The organism is Paenibacillus sp. GD4 (assembly GCF_030846225.1).
In the GTDB taxonomy this organism is placed as follows: Bacteria; Bacillota; Bacilli; order Paenibacillales; family NBRC-103111; genus Paenibacillus_G; species Paenibacillus_G silviterrae.
In genome coordinates this window covers 3,131,945-3,155,422 of record NZ_JAVCYK010000001.1, presented here as the reverse complement: position 1 = coordinate 3,155,422, position 23,478 = coordinate 3,131,945, and the positions used below count along the sequence as shown (strand labels likewise).

The following is a 23,478-nucleotide window of genomic DNA, read 5'->3' as shown; positions in this document are numbered from 1 at the left end:
GCACTATTGTGTCCTTTGCTTAAGCGTTTTGACAAAAATAAAACCCTCCATGGAATGGGATCCATCGAGGGTCTACGATTTATTGCATGCCTTTCTTCACCCAGCCGGCAACGGTAACAACGCGCCTCGCTTGGTGCTTCACCGCCTTACGGTAAGCCTCCTTATCTCCGACCATCTGATTGTTCTGGTCCACCGAGACGCTGGTGCCGTACGGATTGCCTCCGGCCGCAAATAGGGCGGGATCCGTATAGCCCGGTGCTGCCACGATAGCACCCCAATGGTACATCGAGGTATACAGGCTGAGAATCGTTGCTTCTTGGCCGCCATGCGCATTCTGAGCGGAGGTCATCGCGCTGACCACTTTGTTGACCGTTTTCCCATGGAACCAAATCCCGCCTGTGGTGTCCAGGAATTGCTTCATTTGCGCCGCGACATTACCGAATCGGGTAGGCGTACTGAAAATAATGGCATCCGCTTCTACGATATCATCCTAGGTGACCACCGGGATGTCCTTGGCGGCCTCTACATGGGCTTTCCATGCCGGGTTGCCGTCAATCTGAGCCTGCGGAGCCGTTTCTTGCACCTTGAAGATCTTTACCTCCGCTCCCGCTTCCTTCGCCCCTTCAGCGGCCCATTGAGCCAGCTGGTAGTTGGTTCCCGTGGAGCTGTAATACACAATGGCTAGCTTAACAGTCACGAATATGCACTCCCTAGAATTGGATTCTACGATCTATGGATAGATTTTCCCAAATCCTTGGCGCATATCCTGAACCGGCTCAGCTGCTTGTGAAAAACGTCAGATAGCGCTCGCTGAGCTCCTTCAAGACGTTCAGTGTCGCGAGAACCTCTCCTGTCTCCAGGGAATGATCGCCCCCCTCGACGGGAACTATGACCATCCTCGGCAGGCTGCCGGTAAGCTTTACCTCGTCCGGACCGAACTGCGGATCCGCCGTTCCGTAGATCATCATCCCTTGCGACCGCTGCAGGTAAGGAATCGTCGCCTTGATCGGGGTCAAGAAGAGATGCTTGATGACTTCATCGCCCAGCTGCTCGGCGCAGCCGCCGGCCACCACGGTACCGAGGCTTTTGCTTACAAAGAGGATCCTCTCGTACGTGTGCTCGCTCAAGACCTTGCGGATGGAGGCTATGCACTCGTCTACCAGGATGGGAAGCTGCTCGTTCTTCAGCTCCACTCTAGCCGCCTGGTAGCCATACTCCAGCAGCAGAACGTCATGCCCGGATTGGAGAGCGGCCTGGGCGGCATAGTACAGCAAAGGCAGCTCGTTCGGATATTGCTTGCCGGGAAACTGCACGACGAGTGTAGTTGAGTTTACCGTAATGTGCCTTTGCACGACTTCCCTTCCCCAATAAGAGGGCTGTTGAATTTTGTTTAGCTTCATTTGTCTTGGTCCGCTCCTTCGTTTGTATGTCATTGCCCGGCACCGGATAACGTTATATTTTCATCTTACAGTCGAGAGAAAGCAAGTCAAGGCTGCTTTAAGGTGATTTTTGTAACGTTTCAGCTTGCACGTCGGTCCTGAGTAAGGGTGCATACTCGCCTGTAATCATCATCTTATCGCATGACCACTGCCTGAGTTTGATCGCTGTAAGATGAAATACTGACGCTATCATCCCCCATGCAAATAACGCCGCTGCCTCCTTGTCAGAAGCGAGCGGCGACCCATGTCCCGTTCAGCGGCCCTTATACCTGCACCGAGGCCCGATATTCCGATGGAGTTACCCCCATCATTTTCTTGAACACCTGTGTAAAATATTTCGGGTCCTGATACCCGACCATCGGCGACACCTGATACACCTTCACGTCAGTGTTGCCGAGAAGCGAGCACGCCCTTTCCATACGAAGCTTCGTTACGTACTCGAGGAACGTCATGCCCGTCTCCTTCTTGAACAGCACGCAGAAGTGGCTGCAGCTCAGCCCGATGAACTCCGACACCTCATCGATGCTCAGGTCGTGGTGAAACCGACCCTCGATGTATTCGATCGCTTTGCGAATCGAGCGGAGCTCCTCCTCGCGGGAGGCTTCGGCACCGCCGATGAGCTTGGTGTATTCCAGCAGCTTCGCCAGCAAAAGCTCGTGCGCCTCCTGCAGCGTCCCGCAGCGCGGGAGGCTGGTGATCAGCTCCTTCAGCCCGGGCAGCGGCACCCCGCTTACATCCGACACGCGGCGGGAAATCCCCACCGAAAGCTCCACTAGCAGCGCAGCAGCTTCCTGCGAACGCATCCCGTTGGCCCGCAGCTGCTCCACACACTCCTCAAGGCCCGCCGCCAGCCGCTCCCCGTCGCACCCGGCAAGGGCCTGGGTCAGCCGCTGCTCCCAGGGCTCAAGGGCCGGCAGCCGGGTCTTATGCAAGGCAGGCTCCTGCTCCGCAGCCGGAAGGTCGGCATACACCTGCTCCCTGCCTCCGGCGAACCGGCCGAGCAAACCGCGCTGCGCACTGCTATAACACGCGAACAGCGCCTCCAGTCCCTGGTGCTCCCGGCTGATTCCGACAGAGCAGCTTAGCTTGGTGCACGACTTGACGACCGCGATCATCTCCCGAGCTACCTGCTGCGACTGCTCCGCACCGGCGTTCGGAAGAAGCATCACCCACTCGCCGCTGCGGAAGGGAAATACCGTGTAAGCACCGCACGCCTCGCCGAACTCCGTCAGCACATTGCCTACGGCGAAAAACCACAGCCGTCTGTCCTCCCTGCTCCAGCTCTCCACTTCCAGCGTATCGTCGATGGTAATGACCAGCATGACGTAGGAGTGCTCCAAATCCCAGCCCCGCAGCCAATAGGAGGGATGGAACAAGGCTTGGCTGCCTTCGATCATGCTGCTGATCATGCGCTCTCTTACCAGACTGGAGAGCGCTTGGGAGGAACGCGTTAGGAACTCCCACTCCGACTGCTGCTCCTCCTCATGCTCAAGCTTCGCCTTCGCTTCGCGCATGACCGATTCCAGCTCCTCGTGATCCACCGGCTTGAGTAAATAATCGAAGGCCCCATAGCGAAGCGCCTCCCTGGCGTATTCGAATTCCCCATAACCGCTGAGCAGCACAAAGATCAGCGAAGGATGCCGCTGCATCGCTTCCCTCATCATGGAGATGCCGTCCATGACGGGCATGCGGATATCACTGATCACCACCTGCGGCTGCAGCTCCTCAATTCGCTGCAGCGCGTCCTGTCCGTTGGAAGCTTCCCCCACAACGGACATTTGCAGCTCCTCCCAAGGCAGCGCCACCTTCAAGCTGCGCAGAATAATCGGCTCGTCATCGACGAGCAGTACTCGATATGCTCCGGACATTGATTCATTCCTCCTAGGCCCTTACTTGCCGACAAGCTCGTAATACTGCTGCAGCTGCTCCTCCATCCGCTCCAGAGCAGCCCTTGACGTAAGCCTGCCCGCAATCAGCTGCTCGGTGACTTGGAAGAACGTCTCCTGCAAAGCCGGGGGCAGCGCATTGTCATACGGCACGAAAGAGGGTGCCGACGCTTGCATCAGCTCGGCGATTTGCCGGTATACAGGTCCGGTTCGCTCATAATCCACCGAAATTTTCATGGACGGAAGCCGGTAGGACTCGTATACGATCCGGCGCTGCACCTCCGGCGAATAGATCGCCTTGAGCAGCGAAAGCGCCGCCTTGCGGCGTTCTCCCTCCAGCGCGGAGGAAAGCCCCAGACCGAACGTGTAGCCGCTGGCAAGGCCTTCCGAGGTCGGCTTGGCCGCCGTCAGCTGGGGAAAGTTGAACACCCCAATGCTGCTGACAAAATCCGGCTTCGCCTCCTCGCTTTGGAACAGCTGCAGCTCCCAGCTTCCGTTCAGGAACATCGCCGCCTCTCCGTCAAGAAACATTCGTTCGGAATCGGCTATACTGCGAGTATCCGACTGCGGCGGGAAGGGCTGCAGTCTTGCAAACTCGAGAAACCGCTCCGTCGCTTTCTCGTAATCGGCATGCAGGAAGGTCCCCTTCCCCTGCACAATCTGGTTAATCACCTCGGAGCCGGCATACCGCTGCAGGAAGTAGTGATAGTGCATCGCCCCCGGCCATCGCTCCTGATTCCCAAGCGCGAACGGAACCTTCCCTGCAGCCTTCAGCTTGGTGACCACCTGCACCAGCTGCTCCCAATTCGTCGGTACGCTTAGTCCCAGCTGAGCGAACAGCCGTTTGTTATAATAAACCGGCTCGGCGAAGCCCTCAATCGGCAGTCCGTAGACGCCCGCCCCGAACGTCCATAAGCTGAGGTCATGAAAGCTGTTTAACAACCCGTTCTCCCGCAGGAATCCAGACAGGTCGAGCAAGCGCTCCGCCCGCACATACGGCTCGATCTCGGCGCCGCCGAAGAGAACGAATAGATCCGGGGGATTGCCCGTTACCATCTCGCTCTTCAGCCTCTGCTCGCGGTGTACGGTCTGATGCACCCCTTCGAAGTCAACGCGGATGCTAGGGTTCGCCTTCTCGAAGTTCTTGATCACTTCGGTCATGATCTTCAGCATCTGCTGATTATGCTGCTGCACCCATACATGGCGGAAGGTAAGCCGAATCTTCTCCTCCGGAGGAGTGCCCCGCTCGGGTCCGCAGCCGGCTGTGCCAAGCAGCAGAGCTGCGGCGATAAGCAGGGACCATCCCCGTTTCCAACGTGCTCGCTTGAATCCGATCATCCTGCCGCACCTCCCCCTCCGCCGCCCGATGTGATGCGGGGCATCCGGATGCGGACAACCGTCCCTTCGCCCGCCGAGCTGCAGACGATGATGCCGTACCTGCTGCCGAAGCGAATGCGCAGCCGGTCATGCACATTTTTCATCCCAACGCCCCGATGCTTCGCTTTGCTTACCTCCGGCTTCTTGTCCGCGAACAGCTCCTCCAGCCGCTCCGGTTCGATGCCGAGCCCGTTATCCGTAACCTCCACCACCAAATCGCCGGACGATTCCAGCAGCCGGATTCGAATAACCCCTTGGCCCTGGAGCCGCTCAATCCCGTGATACAGCGCATTCTCTACGATCGGCTGCACGATCAGCTTCAGGGACAAATGATATTTCCACTGCTCCGGCGCCTCCAGCTCGTACAGCAGCTTCTCTCCGAACCTGCACGTTTGAATAAACAAATAATGCCGGACATGCTCGAGCTCCGTGCCGATGGGGATGAGCTCCTGCGTTTCGCTGATGCTGATGCGAAGCAGCTTGCCGAGAGAGATGACCAGCCGGCTGATCTCCCTATTGCCCTGAAGCACCGCCATCGAATTAATCGTTTCTAAGGAATTATAAATAAAGTGCGGATTGATCTGAGCGACCAGCGCTTGCAGCTCCGCTTCCTTCTTGCGGCGCTGCTCCTCCTCCACACGAGTGATCAGCTCTTGAATTTGACGGCTCATCCGGTTGAAGCCCCTGACCAGCAAGCCCGATTCGTCCTGGTACGCTCTGCGTCCCATGCTTACCTCGGTGAAGCTTCCGGCTTCCGCCAGCTTAAGCGCCTTAGTAACGGCAATAATCGTATGAACCAGCTTTCGCAGGAATAGCAAGTCGAACACAATCACGCTGAACAGCGTTAACAGAATGAGCCCTACGGCCAAATTACGGATGCGGATCATCTCCGCGTACATATTATCGATCGGTGTAAGCGCGATCAAATACCAGCCTTCCACTTGCGAGGGATGGTATGTAATGAACGTTTCCTTTCCTTCATAGGCTTCTACGAAGGTTTCCCTCTCACCTGTAGATGTCAAGAAGGGAAACGGCAGCCCTTCCCCTAGATGCTTGCCCGATTTGCTGAAAATGACCGTCCCGTCCCGGTTCACCACGAGCATCTCGCCCTCCTGGATGGTGCCGGCCTCCCATAGAATATGGTCGATCGCATCCGTACGGACCGTCAGCACCAGGGTTCCGATGTCCTCCAAGGAGTAATAATCCTTCACCATGCGCACCTGCGTCAGCTGCTGCCCGTCGAGCAGATCATTCTCATACGGTCCGAGCCACATCGGTCTCCCCTTCAACGCCTTCACCTTGGCATACCAAGGCTGCGCCCGCAGCGAATCGAGCGGCAGCGCTGTGCCGGAGCCCGTCGTATGCACAAGCTCGTTCTGATTATAGAGCGTCAAGGAGGTGATTTTGGGATGGGACAGCAGCAGATTGTTCAGCTCCGTCAGCAAGGCCCGCTCGGCCATGCCGTCCCCCCAGCGCAGTCCGCCCATCCGGGTCTGCTTCAGGAACTGCTGTACGACCGGCTGCGTAATGCTTAGATCCGATATTCCGTTCAGCTCGCCAAGCGCATATTGGATCTTCCGGTCGGTTTCCAGCAGGCTGCTTCGATAGTAGGCCTCCGTCTGCTCCTCGATTGCCCCGGAGAAGAGATAGTAGGTTACACCGCCCATCACGATGACGGGAATAAATACAAGGAGCAGCACGCCCAGCATAATCTTGTGGCGCAGCGACATTCAGCCTTCCTCCAGGAGAATCAAATGTAATAATTTGATCTTAGCTCTTCACCGCCCCGGAGGTCAATCCGGAAATAAACCAGCGGCTGAACATGGCAAACACAATCAGCAAAGGCATGGTAGCAAAGAAGGTCGCCGACATGATCATCCCATAATCGATCGAATCGTTTCTCGCAAACAAGCCCTGAAGCGCAATTTGAATTGTGAAATTATCGCTATTCTTCAGCACGACGAGCGGCCAGAAGAAATCGTTCCAGGTATTAAGGAAAGTAAAGATTCCGAGCGTCGCCATGGCGGGCAAAATGACCGGCATTACGATCCGGTAATACGTCTGGAAATAGCTGCTGCCGTCAATCCGGCTCGCTTCAATCAGCTCGGAATGAATGCTGGCCTGAATGTATTGCCTCATCCAAAATATACCGAACGCCGATACCATACCCGGCACGATAATGGCTTTGTAGGAATCGATCCAGCTCAGCTTGCTCATGAGAATGTAGTTCGGCAGTACGCTGAGCTGCTGCGGCACGAGCAAGGTGCCTAACACAACGGCAAACAGCACCTTCTTGCCGGGAAATTCAAACTTGGCGAAGGCAAACCCGGCCAGAGAGCAGAAGAACAGCACGAACAGTGTCGTCAGACTGGACACCACGAATGAATTCCACAGCGCGCGGAAGAAAATGATCCGTTCGATCGCATTCATAAAATTCGTGATCAGCTCAGCACCGGGTACGATCGCCGGAGGGATCGAGTAAACGGCATCCCGCGTCCGGGTGGCGATGACCAGCATCCAGTAGAACGGATACGCAGACGCCGCCGCCCCTGCAATGAGTATGATATAGGTGAGCCATCGGGAGATGACTCCCTGCCTTTCTCCTACCGGCATTACGCTTCGCCTCCCATTCGCTTGGATACCCATGTATTGAGCAGTGAGAACATCATCGTGAAGAAGAACAGAATCACGGCCGTCGCCGCGGCGCTTCCGAAGAAGGAGTTGCGGAACGCCTCCTGATACAAATAAATCACCATCGTGATCCCCTCGGCACGGGTGGAGCCGGTACCGCCTTGGCTGAGGAACACGTAAGGCTCGGTAAACAGCTGCATGCTGCCGATCGTCGAAATCAGCACCGCAAAGATGATAAAGGGCTTAAGCAGCGGCACCGTAATATACGTGAACAGCTGCGTACGGTTCGCTCCGTCAATTCGGGCCGCCTCATACAGGTCTGCCGGAATGCTCTGCATCCCCGACAGGAAAATAATCGCGTTGTACCCTGTCCAGCGCCATAGAACCATGGTGGCAATGGCGATCTTCAGCGGCCAATTTTGAATGTTCCACGAATACGGGCCCAGGTCGATCAGCGACACGAGGTAGTTGGCTAAACCTTTGTTGGCGAACGCCGCGCTGAAAATTAAGGTAACCGCAACGATAGACGTAATGTTAGGAAGAAAATAGATCGCACGAAGCAGCTTGGCCCCGCGTAAAAACGCCGAATTCAAGGCAACGGCCAGGATCAGCGCCAGAATGAGCTGGGGAACCGTGCCCATCGCCCCCATGATCAGCGTATTGCTGACCGAGGTCCAGAACGTGGGGTCGCCCAGCACAAGCTCGAAGTTTTGCAGTCCGACAAACTTTTTCGGACCGAGTCCGTTCCACTTGTACAGCGAAAGATAAAAGGTGAAGAAAATTGGATAAACCCCGAAGATCGCAAACAGGATAAAAAACGGCGAGATGAACAAGTAAGCGGCCAGCCGGCCTCTGCGGCGTTCCGTCAGCCAGGGCCGGGCCGTTGCGGCTGCAGCGGTTGCAGCGGTCTGAGTACTCATGGTTGTTTCCCTCCTCGTAGTGAGCTCCCGGAAGAAGACAGGTCCACGGAGCTGTGCCGTGAACCTGTCTTTGCCGGACGAAGCGGTTAGCTGCGCTTGTTCAGCTCTTTGATTTTCTTGATGGCATTATCCCACTCGGCCGCCGGGTCTCCGCCCTTCTGCAGTACGTTCCTGAGGCCTTCCTTCACGATGCTGTCCGTACCGTCATGCAGCTTGCCGTAGCGAAGCGGTTTAACCGATTTGGCCGCCTGAGCGAACTGAACCGAGATCGCCTGGTCTCCGAAGAACGGATCCTTCAGATCCTTGAACTTCGCATCGTCATAAACGGCAGGAATCGACGGGAAAAGACCGTTGTTGATATAGGACTTCAGCTGACCGTCCTTGCTTACCAGCCACGAAATGAACTCATAAGCTTCCTTGGCATTTTTGGATTCCTTCGGAATCGTCAGGAAGGAGCCGCCCCAGTTGCCCGCGCCCTCCGGCATTTGGGTAATTCTCCACTTGCCCGCCGCATCCTTGGCATTGCCCTTAATGACTCCGCTCATCCAAGCCGGAGCCAGCATCACTGCGAATCCGCCCGTATTCGTCTCCTTCGCCCATTCCGGCGTCCATAGCGTATTCTGGCCTACCCAGCCTTCCTTAATGGCCTTGGCGGTGTAGTCGTACGCTTTTTTCACTTGCGGGTTCTTATCGCCAATAAACTCGTCATTGTTGTTATAGTAGAGCTCGCTGCCTTGGTCACGCACGGCGTTAAACACCAGATCCGGCATGTCGACGAACGTCTTGCCCGTCTTCTCCTTGAACTTCCTTGCCGTCTCCGCGAACTTATCCCAAGTGGCAATCTCCTTGGCGAAGTCCTCCGGCTTGCTAGGGATCCCCGCTTGCTCCAGCAGGTCGGTCCGGTAATAAACGACCGTCGGCCCCACATCTGTCGGAAGGCCCAGCTGGAATTTACCGTCCACCGAGGAAGCCTGCTTCCATTTCCAATCCAGATAATTGCCCTTGATGCTGCCTGCGCCCAGATCATTGAGGTTATTGAATTTGTCCTTCGCTTCCATGAACTTTTCCAAGAAGGCGATCTCCAGCATGAAAATATCCGGTGCCCCCTTGCCTGCCGACAAGGCTGTAAGCGCATTGTTATGATGCACCGTCTGGTCCGACGTGTTTTGAATCTTGATCGTCACGTTCGGCTTCACGGCCTTATACTCCTCCGCCAGCTTCTCATACCCGTTCGTACCGAGCGACCAGAAGACCAGCTCCACAGGCTTATCCGTCTTCGTCTCGTTTCCTGTCGCTTTTCCCGGGTCTGCCGCCGGTGTGCTGCTGCATGCCGTAACAGCCGCCGCCAGCAGAAGGGCCGTGCCCGTTTTCCCCCAAGTTTTCAACCATTTCATCTTTTCGTATCCCCTCTCCCATAGTGCTTCACGTAATTCCTTGCCTCTTTATGATAGAAAAAAAGCGAGCGCTTGCAGAGGAGGCAATCCTTCGATTTAGGGTTGAAATTCTTATGCAGGGGCGGTCCCTAGATCGAGCAGGCTAAGATGATTTTTTCACATTACAGCGGAAGGGGGGGCCGCCCACGGGTACATTAAGGTGATAAAACGGCTTTACATTGTGCAGACTGGAGCTAGACTAGAAAGTAGACACACTCTATCAGCGACCTGGTACAATAAAATAAACTAAAAGGTCGAGGTGTGTCATGGGAGATATTCGTCAGCATTTTGATGAAGAGTTCAAGCGTCAAACCGTAAAACATATGCAAGAGAGTGGGAAAACCCCAGCCGAAGTGTCCAAAGAATTGGATATCCCTGTAAGCAGCATTCGAGCGTGGAGAAAGCAGTTTACCAACACGGGTGAAAAGTCGCAACTGTTTGTCGATTACGAACGACTCAAAAAGCTCGAAGAGATGAATCGAGAACTTCAAGAGGAGAACGAGATTCTAAAAAAGGCGATGCACTTCTTCACGAAAAACCGAGACTGATTTACGCGTTTATCCGTAAATTCCGCTTCCAGTTTCGTGTTGAGAAGATGTGCTCTGTGATGGGCGTTTCCCGAAGCGGTTACTACAAGTGGCTGAACCGAAAGCCAAGCGAACAGGAAAAGCTTCGCAAGAAACGGATGAAGCGAATCCAGCATCATTTCTATGCCTACAAGCGTCGTTACGGCAGTGATAAGATTGCAGCCAAATTGCGTGAAGAAGGCGATACCATCTCGACGAAAACAGTGGCTCGCCTGATGAAAGAGATGGGGCTGCGCTCTTGCACAGTGAAGAAATACAAAGCAACCACCAACTCGAAACATAATCAACCGGTGTATGACAATGTGTTAAACCGCGGCTTTACCGTACTTGCACCGAACAAGGTATGGGTAACAGATATTACGTACATTGGGACATCTAAGGGCTGGGTTTACCTAGCGAGCGTGATGGACCTGTACTCTCGCAAAATCGTCGGTTGGGCGCTTGGGGAGCGAATGACCAAAGAACTAGTGTTGGAAGCGTTTGACCAGGCTTGTGAACGGCAAAAGCCTCCTCCAGGTCTAATTCACCATTCTGATCGAGGCTCACAGTATGCCTCAAACGAATACCGCGAGCGGCTGACGAAGCAGGAGATGATTGGCAGCATGAGTCGTAAGGGCAACTGCTACGACAATGCATGTATCGAGTCCTTCCACAGCGTAATGAAGAAAGAGCTCGTGTACCAAACAAAGTTTCACACCCGAAAACAGGCGTATGATGCAATTTACCGGTACATTGAGTTCGACTACAACCGGATCCGCATCCACTCGACGATTGGTTATCTCACCCCGCATCAGTGCGAGAAGAGGTACTATGAACAACACCAGGTTTCATAGTTTCTGTGTCTACTTTCTTGACAGAGGTCCAGACGTCCCTCTGACCCGGGGGAAGCTTCGTTGTAGCGTTACTTTTTCACCTTACGCGGGTGATAGAGCCTATGTTTATCTCCTTAAGGTGATTGGATATCGCTACAAAAAAAGACCCGACACCATCAGGAAGTGTCGGGCCGTTCTATTCGCTTATTAATACGTCAGCAGGCTTCTTAAAAAACGGGAATCAGCGACAGCCGCATGGTACAGCTCTTCCTTATTCTCATGGCTGCTTACGCCTTCCGTAAATTCAATCGTAAAGGTGCCCCGGTAATTATATTTCGCAAGAATCTCGATCCCTTGATCGACCCGCTCCGGATCGCTCTCCAGCTTGACGCATTCATTCTGCGTATTGCGAAGCTGCACATGAATATGCGAGATGGTCCCTCCCAACCGGCCGAACCATTCGTCCAATTGCTCCGGCGTGCTCGGGAAATGAACGATCGCCTGAAAACGGGTATCCTTGAACTGCCGGAACACTTTCTCTGCAAACGCAGGGTCCTCCATCACCGTTCCGGGATGGCATTCGCATAGAAGACGGAAATCCTCAGGCAGTTGCTCAGCCCAGCGGTACAGGTTGTCGAGGTAAGTCTCCATTTCCGAGGCCTGCTTGCCCAGATTGTACTTGACGCCGCGGGCGCTCAAGGCGCGGATCAGTTTCGCTGCGGCTTGCCGATGTGCAGCCCCTTCCTCGTCGAAGCTGGCGTAGGAATTAAAAACCTCAATGGGGGCCCCGTACTTCCTCAAAAGCTCCAATTCCTCTTCTCCGCAAAGCATCGCGTGGTTTTCCCAAAGCTCTATCCCGTCGAAGCGGTCTGCATGAAATCGGTCGATCCACTCACTGACACGGAAGCTGGGCAGTCTTGAGCCCCACCGGTTTTTCTCCAGCAGCACAGTTCCAATATTAATTTGATACATCTCTTCGAAGTCTCCTTCCAGATACTTGCCAAATAATGACACCCTTCCATTATGCGTTTCCATTGTGTAGAGTGTAGGAAAGGAGCTGAGAAACGATGCGGCAATCCATTGTCCATATCGCATTAGTCGTTAAAGATTATGATGAGGCTATCGAGTTCTATACAAAAAAGCTGCATTTCACCTTACTTGAGGATACCTATCAACCGGAGCAAAATAAACGTTGGGTCGTCGTGGCTCCTCCCGACTCCGTGGGCACAACCATATTACTAGCAAGAGCCTCAACGCCCGAGCAAGAGTCGTATATTGGGAATCAGACGGGAGGAAGAGTTTTCTTGTTTTTAAATACGGATGATTTTTGGAGAGACTATCATGACATGGTGTCCAAAGGGGTCGAATTCGTTCGAGAGCCCAAAGAACAGCCTTACGGCATGGTTGCCGTATTTAAGGATTTATATGGAAACCTTTGGGATCTGCTGGAGCTGAAAAAGGATCATCCCCTATCCGAACGCACAAAGTAGCTAAAAGGGCCGTGAGGAAGATTCCAGTATAAGCTTGATTTTTTTCAAATCTTTGTTGTTGGCTCTCTTCATCATCATAGACATAAAGGGAGAAACTATTGCAGAAAATCCCTTGGGATTCCCTCTGTTGCGTAAAGTCATCCGAGTGGAGCGTTGACCCGCAGATTCCCACGTATATGTCGTTTCCATGGGAAAAGGACCGTCAATCGTGCTCATCACTAGTCTGCTTTGCGGGATGTACTCCTTGATTTGGTACACATAAGATAGCTCCTTCCCCAAGAAAGCAGCTCGAAATGCAACTTCAGAGCCAACCTGAAGCAGCTTTGGTGTCCGCCACTCCATGGATGTAATATTGACATACCATTCAGGCGCGTTGTCCGGGTTTGCCGCATATTCCGAAACCATATCAAGTGGACAATGAATGGTAATTTCCGTTTTTACATCCACCATGCTGAATACCTCCAAAGCGCTGAGATCCGTTCCCCTGTCCAAGTTCCGTTGCACAGCGGGTTCATTTGTTATATTCTTACCTGAAGTCAAGTTATACATAATAAGGAGCAATGTGATGCCGATTGATGCAGGTACAAAAGAAAATCCGTGGAAGCTGAAGACTCCTCCTCAAACATCCGAATATGAAATGTATAAGGACGAAAAAGACGGAAAAGCCATTCTCGTTTGTACGGTAGGTAAAACGGTTTTGCATTATGACTATCGCTGCATCGACGACTTACACGCTATGCTCAGGCAGCATGGAGATTGGGTCGAGCTAGGCAGCGCCGATGAGCAAAAACCGGCTAAAGAAGGTACTGTTGAAGCTTGGGGCCGTTCCCCTGAAAACCCAATTGGCGGATGGTATGGCCTAAAAAAAGGGTTTCGCGGCAGATTCGGCATGTATATCCCCCCTCTGCTCGAAGCATTAGGCTTTGCTGAAGTCGAGCACAACCCAAGGAACAATCGTATGAGGGCTCTCCCTGATAAGTAATTGCCTATGCAAACAACCGCCCTTAAGCAGGGCGGTGTTCTATTAATCGAAATCGTATCGCTGTTCCTTCCACGGATCTCCATACATGTGATAGCCATTACGCTCCCAGAAGCCCGGCTTATCCTTCTCCATGAATTCAATGCCTCGCAGCCACTTCGCGCTTTTCCAGAAGTACAGGTGCGGGACGACCGTGCGAACCGGGTACCCGTGCTCCGGGGTCAGAGGTTCTCCGTTATGCTTGATACCCAGGAACGTCGTATCCAGCAGAAAGTCCTCGATCGGCAGATTCGTCGTCCAGCCGTGCTCCGCGTGAAACATCACATACTTCGCCTCCGGCTTCAGCTTCACCTTCTCCATCAGAGTAGCTACCGATACGCCCTCCCAAACATTATCCAGCTTCGACCAAGTCGTTACGCAATGGATATCGTTCTTGAATTCCCGCCGCGGCAGCGCCATAAATTCATCGAAGGTGAAGGTCAGCTCTTCCTCGACCAAGCCGAAGATTTTCAAATCCCACTTGCTCATGTCATGATAATAAGGCACGCTGCCGTAGTGCAGCACGGGAAAGCCTTCGGTCAGCGTTTGGCCCGGCGGCACACGGTCATTCGTTTCTTTGTTTCCGCCATTAAGCATAATAATCCCTCCCTGCATTACTTATGTATTTAATATAACCCGACAGAGGCTGTTTCTTCCAATTCATAAGCTATACCAGCTTCTCCACCAGCCTGTGAACCGCCAGCACCTGATCCGCTCGAATGGTACAAGCCTCCGGCTTTTCCAGCGACTCAAGGAAATGCTCCACGACGCCAACGAAGCCGCGCCGATACAGCACCGTCTCCCAGCTGCCGAAGGTATGCATGCGGGGCTGAGCACCTTTTTCATACCAGGTCGCCGTCTCCATGCTCGTTACTTCAACTGAGCGGCCGCCTCCATGCAGTTCGAGCTTCTCGGAATCAACGCCGGCCGTTCTTACCATACTGAATTGGCCAACGGTAGGAACACGCTTCGAACGCAGGGAATGCCCGCTCCGGTCTTGGGTAAAGGCCAAGCTTCCTGTTCCGAAGCATAGACGGCCTTGATCATCCGTATGTTCCCGGTAGTCGGTTACTGAGTAATCCTCTCCCCCGATCCACAGCAGCAAATCCAGCATATGAATCAGATCATCGTAAAGCGTGAATTTGGAGGTCATCTGCTGCAAGCCCGTACGATGCTTCTGCGCCACACAAAGATCAAACCCTCCCGCCTCTTCCAGCCACGCTTTGCTCTTTACATACAGAGGCGCAAAGCGGCGATTGAAGCCTACCGCCAGCAAACGGCTTTGTTCCTTGGCATAGGCGGCCATTTGCTCCGACTTGCCGATCACATAGGAAAGCGGTTTGTCCACGTAGACGTGAACGCCTTCACGTAAGCATGTCATCACCAATTCATGATGCGTCTCCGTCGGACTGTGAATAAATACAGCCTCCGGCTCCGCCCGAAGCAGCTCTTCTACAGAAGTGAAACGGCCCGCAATACGGTATTGCTCACCCACTCGCGACACGGTCTCTTCCGAACGACTGGCAATACCGACAATATCAACCTTCGGGTGGGAAGCCAGAATGGGCAGGTATGCCTTCTGCGCGATGTCTCCAAGACCGATCATCCCTATTCTCGTTCTCATCCTTAAATCCCCCTTTGTTCATGTAGATGAAGCGTTAAGGAGGAAGACTTTCTGCGATTGTGTAAGCAAGCTCTTGGAAGAAGGCATAGTTCTTATTCTCCTTACAAAAATTTGATATGGAATCCCCGAGGGAAAGCCTTCAAAGACCGTGCCCGATATGATAAAATAGGAATGTTGCAGCAATGCAAACTACTGCCTTCCATCTGGGGGACTACTCATCATGACCAAGAAAAATCAGCTTTTGTTGGCCGGTTCGATTGTATTATTTATCGGATTGCTGCTGCTCGCCGTTTATTTCGAATCACAGCATTTCATATATGCAGCCAGCGCGCTGCCCATTCTCATCGTGCTGCTTCTGCCTGACTGGCGCCGGGATCAATATGTTACCGCCGCCAAATCCAGCCGATTTGAGCTTCATCGCCAATCTGCCGGTGAAGATTCCCTGCTGACAATCACCTTCAAGCCCGGTGCCGTTCGTTGGAGCAGCCGCCGCTTGTTCATTCGCTTCGAGGAAGCGGTGAATGCGGAGATGAGCCATCAGGCCGTGCCGGCTACCTCCATTGCCGTGCTTCCGTACGATCTGCTGCCGCATCCCAGCAAGGCCGGCTGGATCGGGATCGAGCTCGGACAACTGGTCGAGCGTACGCGGGGGCTTTCCTACACGACAGACGAAGTGACCAGGCTTACGATCCGAATGAACGAGCTGGAGATCGCGGCTTTGGATATGGTTTCTTCTTCATCCGCTGCGGCAAAGACCGGCAGCAAAAGTGTGCAAGCGTAAGCGGCAGGAGCTCCTGCCGCTTTTTTTTGTCTGTGCCTTGTGCCATTCTCAGTGGATTAACGGATCGCAGAGCCAATGAGCCAACGTTCGGGTCATGGTGCCTGTCCCGCCTCGCGGCTCGGTTCCCCGCTCATCCCACAGCCAGGCGGTGCCTCCCGTGTCCAGATGAAGCCAAGGAGTGTCTCCGGCAAAATAACCGATGAACAGACCACCCGTGATGCTGCCCGCCCAGCGGTCCCGCGAGGTGGAATTTTTGATGTCGGCGACCTGACTCTTCAGCATCTCATGGTATTCCGGATAATTCGGGAACGCCCACAGCTTCTCCCCAGCCCGCTTGGCCGAATCGAGCATCTCCTGCAGCAAGCCCTCGTCATTAGCCACAGCGCCGGTCGCCACATCCGCCAGGCTGACCAGCACCGCGCCGGTGAGCGTAGCCACATCTACAATGCGCGTCGCACCGAGCTCCTTTGCATACAGCACCCCGTCCGCCAGCACGACACGGCCCTCCGCATCCGTGTTAAGGATCTCGATCGTCTGCCCGCTCATCACGGTTACGATGTCGCCCGGTCTGAATGCCGTCCCCGACGGCATGTTCTCCGCCGCAGGAATGACGATCACCACATTGACCCTCGGCTTGAGCTCAGCCAGGACATGGATCAATCCAAGCAGCACGGCCGCCCCGCCCATGTCGCTGATCATCTCCTCCATGCCCTCCGGCTTCTTCAGCGAGATGCCGCCGGTATCGAAGGTGATGCCCTTGCCGACGAGTCCTACGGTGTCGGCCGAGCCCGGATCGCCCTGGTACCTCAGGGCGATCATCCGCGGCGGGTGGGCGCTGCCCATGCCCACCGCGTACAAGCCGCCCATGCCGCGCTCTCGAATCCGGTGCTCATCCAGCACCGTGCATTCGAGGCCGTACCGGGCGGCCAGGTCTTGCGCAGCCCGCGCGAGCGAATCCGGCACCAGCAGGTTGCCGGGCAGATTCGTGAGATCGCGGGCCGTGTACGTGGCCAGCGCGAGCGCCCGCGCGGCCTCCACCGCGCGCAGCAGCTCCGGCTGCGCGTCCGACGCGACCCTGCCGCACAGCAGGGTCACGTCCAGCGCGGGCGCCTCCGGCCCGCGCAAGGCAAAGCTCGGCATGCGGTAGCTGCCGAGCCAGAGCCCCTCCGCGAGCGCATACGCGAGCTCGCGGCTCACCGCGGCGCCCGGCACAGCAGCCGCGTGAAGCGGCACCGCAAGGCGCTCCAGCCCGTGCTGAAGCGCGGCGCGTGCCGCATGGACGCCGGCTGCGCGCCAGGCGTCCGTCCCGAGGCGGGCGGCTTCGCCAAGCCCGCACAGCAGCACGGCCCGGTAGCCCGGCACCAGGCCGAGCGTGGGCAGCGCCTCGGTCTCGGCGAGGCGGCCCCGGAAGCGTCCGCGCGCCTGAAGGCTGCGGACCTCCTGCACGAGCGCCGGGGGCAGCAGCCCGCCGGACGCAGCCAGCAAGGCGCCGTCCGACGCCAGCGCCTCTTCGCTGACGGGCACGACCAAAGCCCCGGATGCCGCCCCCTCAGCCTCGGTCTCCTCCCAAACCAAGCGAATTTCCGTCTTCAACTGTTCGGTAACATAGGTTCTCAGCAGGTCCAAGGAATCGCCGCCCTTCTCTAGCTTTTGACTATCTCCGAACCGGAATTAAGCCCGAAGCTTATCGTAATACCCTGCGGCCGCCTGCACTACCGATTGCATCGGCAGATGATAAGGACACTTCTCCTCGCAAAGCGGCTTTTCCTTACATGGCTCATAATCCGCACAAGAGGTTATTTTTTCCCTTTGTCGATCATAAAATCCGTTCCCCTTCGGCAGCAGGCCCAGCACCTCGCGAACCTGGCTGGAAATCATGATGTCCGGAATCGTGACGCCGATCGGGCACGAGCAGTAGTTGCAGCGGCGGCAGTTGTGTCCGCTCAGCTCCGAAGCCAGCTGCTCCAGCTCCTCACGCTCCGCCTGGCTCACTTCCTCTGCCTGAGCCGCCAAATTCTCCTTCACCTCATCGACGCTGATCATGCCGGAGATCGTCACATGCACGTCCTGGCTGTAAGGGTACCGAATCGCCTTCGATACCGGCTGAATGAAACCGCCGGACAAGGGCTTCATCGCCACCTTCCCCATGTTCATCCGCGTCAGCTCCGGAATAAGCTCCTTCAAGGCGAACGGCTGCGCCAAATTCAAGTGAAACAGCACCTGATCGTACTGCCCCTTGGCAATCCACTTCGCCAGCAGCTCCGGCCGATGCCCCGTAATGCCGATATGACGAACGTAGCCCTTCTCCTTCATTTCGAGCGCCGCATAGTAAGCGCCGTCTTCCTCCATAAGCGTCTTGTACTCGTGTACATAGTTCACATAGTGCATCTGAAGCAAGTCGATCACATCGGTCTTCATGCGGTCCAGACTGCGCTCAATCTCTTCCTTCGCTTCCTTGTAGCTGCGCTTGTTCGTCTTCGTAGCCAAAAAATATTCCGAACGGCGATGCGAAATGCACTCCCCGATGATCTCTTCGCTATTGCGGTAGCCCGCCGCGGTGTCGATATAATTGATGCCATGATCCAGCGCATAGTTCAGCGCCTCCCGAGCCTGCTCAAGCGGCACCCCCGGCAAATTCATCGCACCAAAGCCAAGAGACGATACCCGAAATCCCGTCTTCCCAAATTCCGTATAACGCATATCCCTCATCCTCTCCCATGAAAAAAAGCGTTTGTATTTTCGCTGCTCTTCGACTCATCAACTCTTTAACGCCTTACATCAAAAGGGCGGCAAGTCAGTCTTGTACCCTTCTTTTGCAGCTCAGCCCTGGCGCAGCACATCGATGCCCTTGCCCAGCATCCGCCCGTAGACTTCCGCCAGTCCCTCCGGCAGTTCCTTCCCCTGCAAAACTTGATAGATGCGTTCAAAATTATCAATCAGATGCTCAGGACCCATACCGTGCCGAATGAGAATACCGTTCAGCCATATGGCGTAATCGACGAATACCTGATCGCTCCCCACCTGATAGGCGGTTTCCAAATGGCGCAAATGATGCCGGTTATCCTCGCGGCATTTTTGCTTGCCCTGCTCGCCGTATTTGCTCAGCAGCTCCGGATAAGCCTCATAAATGCCCTGCGTAATCTCGTCAATCATGCGCTCCTGATCCGGAATCATTCGGCCACCACCTCATACCGATTCACCCTAGGCTTGATAGAGGCAAGCTCCTGATCCGGATATTTCTTTTCCAGCTCGTGAATGCGCTTAAAATCATCGCTCGTTACCCAAGCTACGTAATGCTCCTTCGTTTCCCATTGCATATGTACCGTTAGCTCACCCGGCTTCTGTTCATTCTGCCACAGCTGAAATCCCTGGAAGCCATTAGCCCGATCCACCAAACGGGAACGATTACGGTACAGACCGATCACTTCCTCCGTCTTTTCGAGCGGCACTTCGACAATCGATTGTACGACATACATGGTCTTCATTCCTCGTTTCTAGAAGGGTCCCTCCCTATTTTATCACACCTCACAGCATGAACATATCCCCTACATGGAGGAGTCACCTGAGCATACAAAAAGGACACCTGCATTTTGGCGTGCCAAATGCCGTGTCCTCTGCTTTTATCGTTTGTCGTCCTTGCCGTCCTTCTTCTCATCCCGGTCGGAGGAATCCGCTTTCTTCGGCTCGTCCTTCTTTTTAGACTCGTCCTTTTTGCGGTCTTCCTCTTCCTTCTTGCGTTCTTGCTCTTTTTTTGCAGCTTCATCCTTCTTCTTCTGCTCGTCTAAGCGCCGGGCTTCCTCGCGCCGGCGCTCCTCTTCCGCTTTCTTAGCTTCCTCCTGCTTCCGGTTATCGTCCTCATCCTTCTTCTCACTCGGCGGTCGAGTCGTTCCCGGATTGGTCGGTTTACCGGAAGGCGGCGTTACCGCCGGCTTGGGAGGGGTTTTCTTGTCGTCCTTATCGTCATCCTTCTTATCGTCTTTCTTGTCATCCTTCTTATCCGAGCTATTCCCGGAACCGGAGGAAGTACCCGGCTTCCCGTTGTTGGAAGGAGGGGTACTTGGCTTTTTCGGATCATTTTTGCTGTTGCTGTTATTATTGTTGTTGTTACTGTTGTTGCCGCTGCTATTGCCTTTGTTACCGTTATTGCTCTTGGACTCCTTCTGCTTCTCCTCCACCTTCTTATCGAGCTTCCCGGATTTCTCCTCCTCGACCAGTGCGCGGATGGCCGCTTTGTCCGGCAGCTTGCCCGGCTCCAGCGCTTTGCTGACCTCCGGCTTCTCTTTGGACAGCTTCAATACGGATTCCTTCTTGAGCTCCTCGATCGTGACCGGCGTACCGTTGTTCTTAGCATTTAGATAGACCGTATATTTCCCCATGGAAACGCCGTTCTTATCCGCTTCCGCCCGAACCTCCTGCGGCGCGGTGATGGCAGCGACCTGATACGAGCCGGTTTGATTCGGATGCGTCAGCTGAATATGCTTGGTTACCTGCTGGCGCACCTTCTCGGCAATCACCGTATCGCTCACGGCGGCGCTGTCAGACACCGTGGTGCTGGCGATAATAATTTCCGCTTCCCCTTTGGCTAATGCGGTTTGCTCTGCTTTGTCGAGCAGCGTCGCTGTGACGGCCTCCAGCTTTTTCCCTTTATATTCCACGGCTTCGATCAGCACCTGTCCGTCACCGTTCAAGCCTCGAAGCTCCAGAACGTTCTCATCCTTGTCGATACCCATTTCAATACTCGGGTTAATATCCATCGACACATACGCTACGATCTCCGGACTGCCAAGCTTGCCGTTGAAGCTGGCAAACAAGACGAGACAGAAGACAACGGCGGCCACGATCGCCGAACGTCCTGCTATGGAAGGGCTGCGCCAGTCCATACCTTTCACCGCTGCGTAATCGATTTCTTCGCCGATTTCGCAGCTCCGGTTTTTTCTCGGAACCCGGTCAAACTTGCCGTCCGGGCGCATCACGATGATACTTTTCTCCGAAATTTCCATGACAATGCCTTTATTCACTCGCGTCCCCCCCTTCGGTGTCATCTTTGATTTGCAAATAATCCTTGAGATACGGATAAGGCCCGTGATATATAATCGCAACGGCGATAATAAACTTACGGTTGCGCTCCAGCGTTTTGCGGGAGACGTCGACCTGATCCAGAAGCTCCTTAATCGGGAGCATGCGTTTGGTCAGCATGAGCCTCATCAGATCCGGATGGCGCGACAGCTTGCGTCCGATCCCGAACAGCGTCTGCCTCGAATCGTCATGCTTGGGAGAAGCGTCGACAAGCTCGGAGAAGCTGATGCCGAATTCCTTCAGACAGCGGTTTAAATCCATAATTTCACTGCGGCGCTCTTCTACTCCCCGCTGCTTCTCGTACTGCTCAACAGCCTGATGAATCTCGATCGGATTCACCACATTGTCTTCCTCATCCTCGACATCGAACGTGCTGTACGGAATTTGCCCTGTAAACCGCTGCTCCTTGCGCACATAATCGATCAGCCGTCGACGAATGACCTGCTCCGCAAAGCCCAAAAACGACCGGCCTGCCTGTGCGGAGAATTGATTGATCGCTTCGTTAAAAGCACCCAAGGCAATGCTGAACTCGTCATCTCTTGCCGGGTCGATATATCTTCTGCAGAATCGGCTCGTCACCTTGGCAACATACGGCTGGTAATCCGTGATGAACTGGTTGCGTAGGCGTAAATCACCTTCTTGTATTTGAAGTACAATCTGCTCCGGCGAGGATCCTTCACCGGAAGCACCGCTATCGTGAGACTGACGCTTTCCCAAAAATCTTTTAAATAAAACGAGCAGCAATCCGCTCCACCTCACACTAAATTTTTCGCTGTTCCTGATCTGATTACGGGGGTTCCTCTAATGCATTAAACGAAAGAATTGCAGGAATGTTTTGGCGTCCGTGGAAAATGTTCCGGCCAGCCTGTCCAGCGCATCTTTTCTATCGACCTTCCCTTTGGAAGGCCACGAGTCGATTGCCCCGAAATCCTTCATGCCCCCTTGTTCTAACGATTCTTTATCTATGTATAACGGATACGGAGCAGCGTTCTCCGTATCCACTTTTCAAACCAAAAAAATCCCTGCCGAACGCCTGTGAACTCAAGCAGCAGCCAGCCTGTTTTTATCGCACCGCAAAACAGCGATTTCCTTAAACGTCAGGGAAACCGGCGGCGATGGTCCATATGGCAGCCTCCATGCTGATGTTCCAGGGACCCGGCAGGGACCCGTATCATAACCTTTGCCTACGACATGCCGCGTGTCGACTTCTTCTTCAGCTTCAGCTTGCGCTCGCTGAGAATGTGCAGCCGCTTCTTCAGCTGCGCTTCCCATTCCGCGTCGCCGATCTGCTTCGCCACCATCATCAGATCAAGCGACATATCGATTTGGCTGCGGACCACCTCAAGCGGGTCCTCCTCCTCGGTATTGACGCAGTTCTCATACAGCTCCGATTGCTCCCGGGCCTCTACATATTCCCCAAAATCGACCTCAAGCGCCCCATCGCCATGGGCATATTCGGCCAAAATTTCGTATTCGTTCTCGACAGCATGATGCACCTCCACCCGATGACAAACCGGGCAGAACAAAATAGGTACATTATGAATCCGGGTCCGGATGTGCTTGAGCGTTCCTTTGGTACCCAGCATGCTCGCGCCGCAGCAAAAGCTCATATTTCGCAGCCTCCTCTTTCCTTCTTCCAGCACAAATCATTCTCCAACCGAGAAATCGCCAGCTGCTGTACCCTACGTATTCGACCAGAAGAGACAAAAATCCTCTTTTTTCAGCCGAATTGGCCTTTGTAAAATGTTCCCTCTCCAATGGTTTGCCGCCTTCCATTTAGCGCAGCGCAGTTCGTAAACCCCGGCTTCATGCATAATCTTGGTACTCCCTGTACATTCTGTAAAGGACATCCACCAAGAAGGAAGCAAGGGGGGACATCATAAGTGGATACGGCCCGGATAACCTGGTATGAGCTGCCGGACAGATATCACAAGGATATGCTCCGCCTGATGGTCCGAGATGCCCATACGCTGCATGTCTATTGGGAGATCAGCAATCGCAGGAGATGGCTCTGCTCCCAGCATTTTGAATGCGACTGGAGCGAGCTGCCCAAGGTACTGCGTGTGTACGACGTTACGGCCATTTACTTCCATGGCCACAATGCCAACCGCTTCTTTGACATACAGGCTACTCCGGAAGCGACCTCCTGGTACATCGGACCTGTGCAAGCCAACTCAACCTATATGGTTGATTATGGCGTCCGCACCCCTGAGGGCCAGTTTGTACCTCTTCTGCGATCGAATGCCGTCATGACGCCGAGAGACGGCGAAGCGCCGTGGGGAGAGCCGTTGCAGCCGACGGTGCCCGAGGTTCGCGGCCCTGAGCCGGTGACCGGCCGGATCATGCCGCATTTCTTCGAGAACTTTGGCGCTTACTCCAACTGTATGAAGTGAGGTTGCTTGTT

The 23,478-nt window shown here is 54.5% G+C and carries 23 protein-coding genes and 2 pseudogenes; 5 read left to right on the top strand and 20 right to left on the bottom strand.

All coding sequences use genetic code 11. The features are described 5' to 3' along the window. Positions 1-79: 79 nt before the first annotated feature. The 8 genes and pseudogenes from wrbA to RAC89_RS15110 all read right to left on the bottom strand — a co-directional run bounded on the left by wrbA (position 80) and on the right by RAC89_RS15110 (position 9,647). Positions 80-697, bottom strand: a pseudogene (wrbA, locus tag RAC89_RS15145) (NAD(P)H:quinone oxidoreductase). Positions 698-776: 79 nt separating this feature from the next. After that, the gene (locus RAC89_RS15140) at positions 777-1,400 is read right to left on the bottom strand and encodes a hypothetical protein (protein ID WP_306614442.1); all 624 of its coding nucleotides are present in this window, start codon (positions 1,398-1,400) and stop codon (positions 777-779) included. A 302-nt stretch (positions 1,401-1,702) separates the two neighbouring features. After that, positions 1,703-3,307: a response regulator transcription factor gene (locus tag RAC89_RS15135; protein WP_306614440.1), complete on the bottom strand. Its 1,605-nt coding sequence runs from the start codon at positions 3,305-3,307 to the stop codon at positions 1,703-1,705. Between the two features lie 21 nt (positions 3,308-3,328). Then, positions 3,329-4,663: an ABC transporter substrate-binding protein gene (locus tag RAC89_RS15130; protein WP_306614438.1), complete on the bottom strand. Its 1,335-nt coding sequence runs from the start codon at positions 4,661-4,663 to the stop codon at positions 3,329-3,331. Next, a complete protein-coding gene (locus RAC89_RS15125) occupies positions 4,660-6,432 on the bottom strand; it encodes a cache domain-containing sensor histidine kinase (protein WP_306614436.1) in 1,773 nt (590 codons plus the stop codon). The genes RAC89_RS15130 and RAC89_RS15125 overlap by 4 nt, the downstream gene beginning before the upstream one ends. A 40-nt stretch (positions 6,433-6,472) precedes the next feature. Beyond that, a complete protein-coding gene (locus RAC89_RS15120; protein ID WP_306614434.1) occupies positions 6,473-7,315 on the bottom strand; it encodes a carbohydrate ABC transporter permease in 843 nt (280 codons plus the stop codon). Then, positions 7,315-8,253 (bottom strand): carbohydrate ABC transporter permease, encoded by a 939-nt coding sequence (locus RAC89_RS15115; RefSeq protein ID WP_306614432.1) that lies wholly within the window; start codon positions 8,251-8,253, stop codon positions 7,315-7,317. The genes RAC89_RS15120 and RAC89_RS15115 overlap by 1 nt, the downstream gene beginning before the upstream one ends. Positions 8,254-8,339: 86 nt before the next feature. Continuing rightward, a complete protein-coding gene (locus RAC89_RS15110) occupies positions 8,340-9,647 on the bottom strand; it encodes an extracellular solute-binding protein (protein ID WP_306614431.1) in 1,308 nt (435 codons plus the stop codon). Positions 9,648-9,961: 314 nt separating this feature from the next. On the opposite strand from RAC89_RS15110, the pseudogene RAC89_RS15100 reads away from it, so the two are divergent. Then, positions 9,962-11,106, top strand: a pseudogene (locus RAC89_RS15100) (IS3 family transposase). Positions 11,107-11,292: 186 nt separating this feature from the next. On the opposite strand, the gene RAC89_RS15095 reads toward RAC89_RS15100, so the two are convergent. Beyond that, the gene (locus RAC89_RS15095; RefSeq protein WP_306614429.1) at positions 11,293-12,057 is read right to left on the bottom strand and encodes a hypothetical protein; all 765 of its coding nucleotides are present in this window, start codon (positions 12,055-12,057) and stop codon (positions 11,293-11,295) included. Positions 12,058-12,152: 95 nt separating this feature from the next. Between RAC89_RS15095 and RAC89_RS15090 the strand changes: the two genes are divergently transcribed. Beyond that, entirely contained in the window at positions 12,153-12,575 is a 423-nt protein-coding gene (locus RAC89_RS15090; protein WP_306614427.1) for a VOC family protein, read from the top strand. Here the strand turns inward: RAC89_RS15090 and RAC89_RS15085 are convergent, their stop codons facing one another. Beyond that, the gene (locus RAC89_RS15085) at positions 12,576-13,025 is read right to left on the bottom strand and encodes an SRPBCC family protein (protein WP_306614425.1); all 450 of its coding nucleotides are present in this window, start codon (positions 13,023-13,025) and stop codon (positions 12,576-12,578) included. Positions 13,026-13,140: 115 nt separating this feature from the next. Between RAC89_RS15085 and RAC89_RS15080 the strand changes: the two genes are divergently transcribed. Continuing rightward, complete coding sequence (locus tag RAC89_RS15080; RefSeq protein WP_306614423.1) at positions 13,141-13,557, top strand: DUF6855 family protein; 417 nt, start codon at positions 13,141-13,143, stop codon at positions 13,555-13,557. Positions 13,558-13,599: 42 nt separating this feature from the next. On the opposite strand, the gene RAC89_RS15075 is transcribed toward RAC89_RS15080, so the two are convergent. Together RAC89_RS15075 and RAC89_RS15070 are read right to left on the bottom strand one after the other, a co-directional pair. Then, positions 13,600-14,190: a sulfite oxidase-like oxidoreductase gene (locus RAC89_RS15075; RefSeq protein ID WP_306614422.1), complete on the bottom strand. Its 591-nt coding sequence runs from the start codon at positions 14,188-14,190 to the stop codon at positions 13,600-13,602. A 70-nt stretch (positions 14,191-14,260) separates the two neighbouring features. Next, positions 14,261-15,217 carry a Gfo/Idh/MocA family protein gene (locus RAC89_RS15070; protein WP_306614420.1) on the bottom strand — a complete coding sequence of 319 codons (957 nt, stop codon included), beginning with the start codon at positions 15,215-15,217 and terminating at the stop codon, positions 14,261-14,263. A gap of 220 nt (positions 15,218-15,437) precedes the next feature. Here RAC89_RS15070 and RAC89_RS15065 point away from each other — a divergent pair, with 220 nt between their 5' ends. Further along, positions 15,438-15,998 carry a hypothetical protein gene (locus RAC89_RS15065; protein WP_284644003.1) on the top strand — a complete coding sequence of 187 codons (561 nt, stop codon included), beginning with the start codon at positions 15,438-15,440 and terminating at the stop codon, positions 15,996-15,998. A gap of 48 nt (positions 15,999-16,046) precedes the next feature. Here RAC89_RS15065 and RAC89_RS15060 read toward each other — a convergent pair whose 3' ends face one another. The 8 genes from RAC89_RS15060 to RAC89_RS15025 form a co-directional block, all read right to left on the bottom strand. Then, complete coding sequence (locus tag RAC89_RS15060; RefSeq protein ID WP_306614417.1) at positions 16,047-17,624, bottom strand: leucyl aminopeptidase; 1,578 nt, start codon at positions 17,622-17,624, stop codon at positions 16,047-16,049. Positions 17,625-17,669: 45 nt separating this feature from the next. After that, on the bottom strand, positions 17,670-18,698 hold the full coding sequence (locus RAC89_RS15055) for an aldo/keto reductase (RefSeq protein ID WP_306614416.1): 1,029 nt from the start codon (positions 18,696-18,698) through the stop codon (positions 17,670-17,672). A gap of 120 nt (positions 18,699-18,818) precedes the next feature. Further along, a complete protein-coding gene (locus RAC89_RS15050; protein ID WP_306614415.1) occupies positions 18,819-19,172 on the bottom strand; it encodes a hypothetical protein in 354 nt (117 codons plus the stop codon). Next, positions 19,169-19,474, bottom strand: coding sequence for an antibiotic biosynthesis monooxygenase family protein (locus RAC89_RS15045; RefSeq protein WP_306616101.1), 306 nt, complete (start codon positions 19,472-19,474; stop codon positions 19,169-19,171). The genes RAC89_RS15050 and RAC89_RS15045 overlap by 4 nt, the downstream gene beginning before the upstream one ends. 144 nt (positions 19,475-19,618) lie before the next feature. Further along, a complete protein-coding gene (locus RAC89_RS15040) occupies positions 19,619-21,016 on the bottom strand; it encodes an anti-sigma factor domain-containing protein (protein ID WP_306614414.1) in 1,398 nt (465 codons plus the stop codon). Further along, positions 21,009-21,818 (bottom strand): RNA polymerase sigma factor SigI, encoded by an 810-nt coding sequence (gene sigI / locus RAC89_RS15035; protein ID WP_284643990.1) that lies wholly within the window; start codon positions 21,816-21,818, stop codon positions 21,009-21,011. Before sigI ends, RAC89_RS15040 begins: the two co-directional genes overlap by 8 nt. Positions 21,819-21,875: 57 nt before the next feature. After that, positions 21,876-22,076, bottom strand: coding sequence for a hypothetical protein (locus RAC89_RS15030; RefSeq protein ID WP_306614413.1), 201 nt, complete (start codon positions 22,074-22,076; stop codon positions 21,876-21,878). Between the two features lie 182 nt (positions 22,077-22,258). Continuing rightward, positions 22,259-22,684 (bottom strand): hypothetical protein, encoded by a 426-nt coding sequence (locus tag RAC89_RS15025; protein ID WP_284643987.1) that lies wholly within the window; start codon positions 22,682-22,684, stop codon positions 22,259-22,261. 273 nt (positions 22,685-22,957) lie between these two features. On the opposite strand from RAC89_RS15025, the gene RAC89_RS15020 reads away from it, so the two are divergent. Continuing rightward, complete coding sequence (locus tag RAC89_RS15020; RefSeq protein WP_306614412.1) at positions 22,958-23,467, top strand: DUF4912 domain-containing protein; 510 nt, start codon at positions 22,958-22,960, stop codon at positions 23,465-23,467. Positions 23,468-23,478: the final 11 nt, after the last annotated feature.

Coding starts and splice junctions, on each gene's coding strand:
- RAC89_RS15140 (WP_306614442.1), bottom strand. CDS start 1,400: ATGAAGCTAAACAAAATTCAACAGCCCTCTTATTGGGGAAGGGAAGTC.
- RAC89_RS15135 (WP_306614440.1), bottom strand. CDS start 3,307: ATGTCCGGAGCATATCGAGTACTGCTCGTCGATGACGAGCCGATTATT.
- RAC89_RS15130 (WP_306614438.1), bottom strand. CDS start 4,663: ATGATCGGATTCAAGCGAGCACGTTGGAAACGGGGATGGTCCCTGCTT.
- RAC89_RS15125 (WP_306614436.1), bottom strand. CDS start 6,432: ATGTCGCTGCGCCACAAGATTATGCTGGGCGTGCTGCTCCTTGTATTT.
- RAC89_RS15120 (WP_306614434.1), bottom strand. CDS start 7,315: ATGCCGGTAGGAGAAAGGCAGGGAGTCATCTCCCGATGGCTCACCTAT.
- RAC89_RS15115 (WP_306614432.1), bottom strand. CDS start 8,253: ATGAGTACTCAGACCGCTGCAACCGCTGCAGCCGCAACGGCCCGGCCC.
- RAC89_RS15110 (WP_306614431.1), bottom strand. CDS start 9,647: ATGAAATGGTTGAAAACTTGGGGGAAAACGGGCACGGCCCTTCTGCTG.
- RAC89_RS15095 (WP_306614429.1), bottom strand. CDS start 12,057: ATGTATCAAATTAATATTGGAACTGTGCTGCTGGAGAAAAACCGGTGG.
- RAC89_RS15090 (WP_306614427.1), top strand. CDS start 12,153: ATGCGGCAATCCATTGTCCATATCGCATTAGTCGTTAAAGATTATGAT.
- RAC89_RS15085 (WP_306614425.1), bottom strand. CDS start 13,025: ATGGTGGATGTAAAAACGGAAATTACCATTCATTGTCCACTTGATATG.
- RAC89_RS15080 (WP_306614423.1), top strand. CDS start 13,141: ATGCCGATTGATGCAGGTACAAAAGAAAATCCGTGGAAGCTGAAGACT.
- RAC89_RS15075 (WP_306614422.1), bottom strand. CDS start 14,190: ATGCTTAATGGCGGAAACAAAGAAACGAATGACCGTGTGCCGCCGGGC.
- RAC89_RS15070 (WP_306614420.1), bottom strand. CDS start 15,217: ATGAGAACGAGAATAGGGATGATCGGTCTTGGAGACATCGCGCAGAAG.
- RAC89_RS15065 (WP_284644003.1), top strand. CDS start 15,438: ATGACCAAGAAAAATCAGCTTTTGTTGGCCGGTTCGATTGTATTATTT.
- RAC89_RS15055 (WP_306614416.1), bottom strand. CDS start 18,698: ATGCGTTATACGGAATTTGGGAAGACGGGATTTCGGGTATCGTCTCTT.
- RAC89_RS15050 (WP_306614415.1), bottom strand. CDS start 19,172: ATGATTCCGGATCAGGAGCGCATGATTGACGAGATTACGCAGGGCATT.
- RAC89_RS15045 (WP_306616101.1), bottom strand. CDS start 19,474: ATGTATGTCGTACAATCGATTGTCGAAGTGCCGCTCGAAAAGACGGAG.
- RAC89_RS15025 (WP_284643987.1), bottom strand. CDS start 22,684: ATGAGCTTTTGCTGCGGCGCGAGCATGCTGGGTACCAAAGGAACGCTC.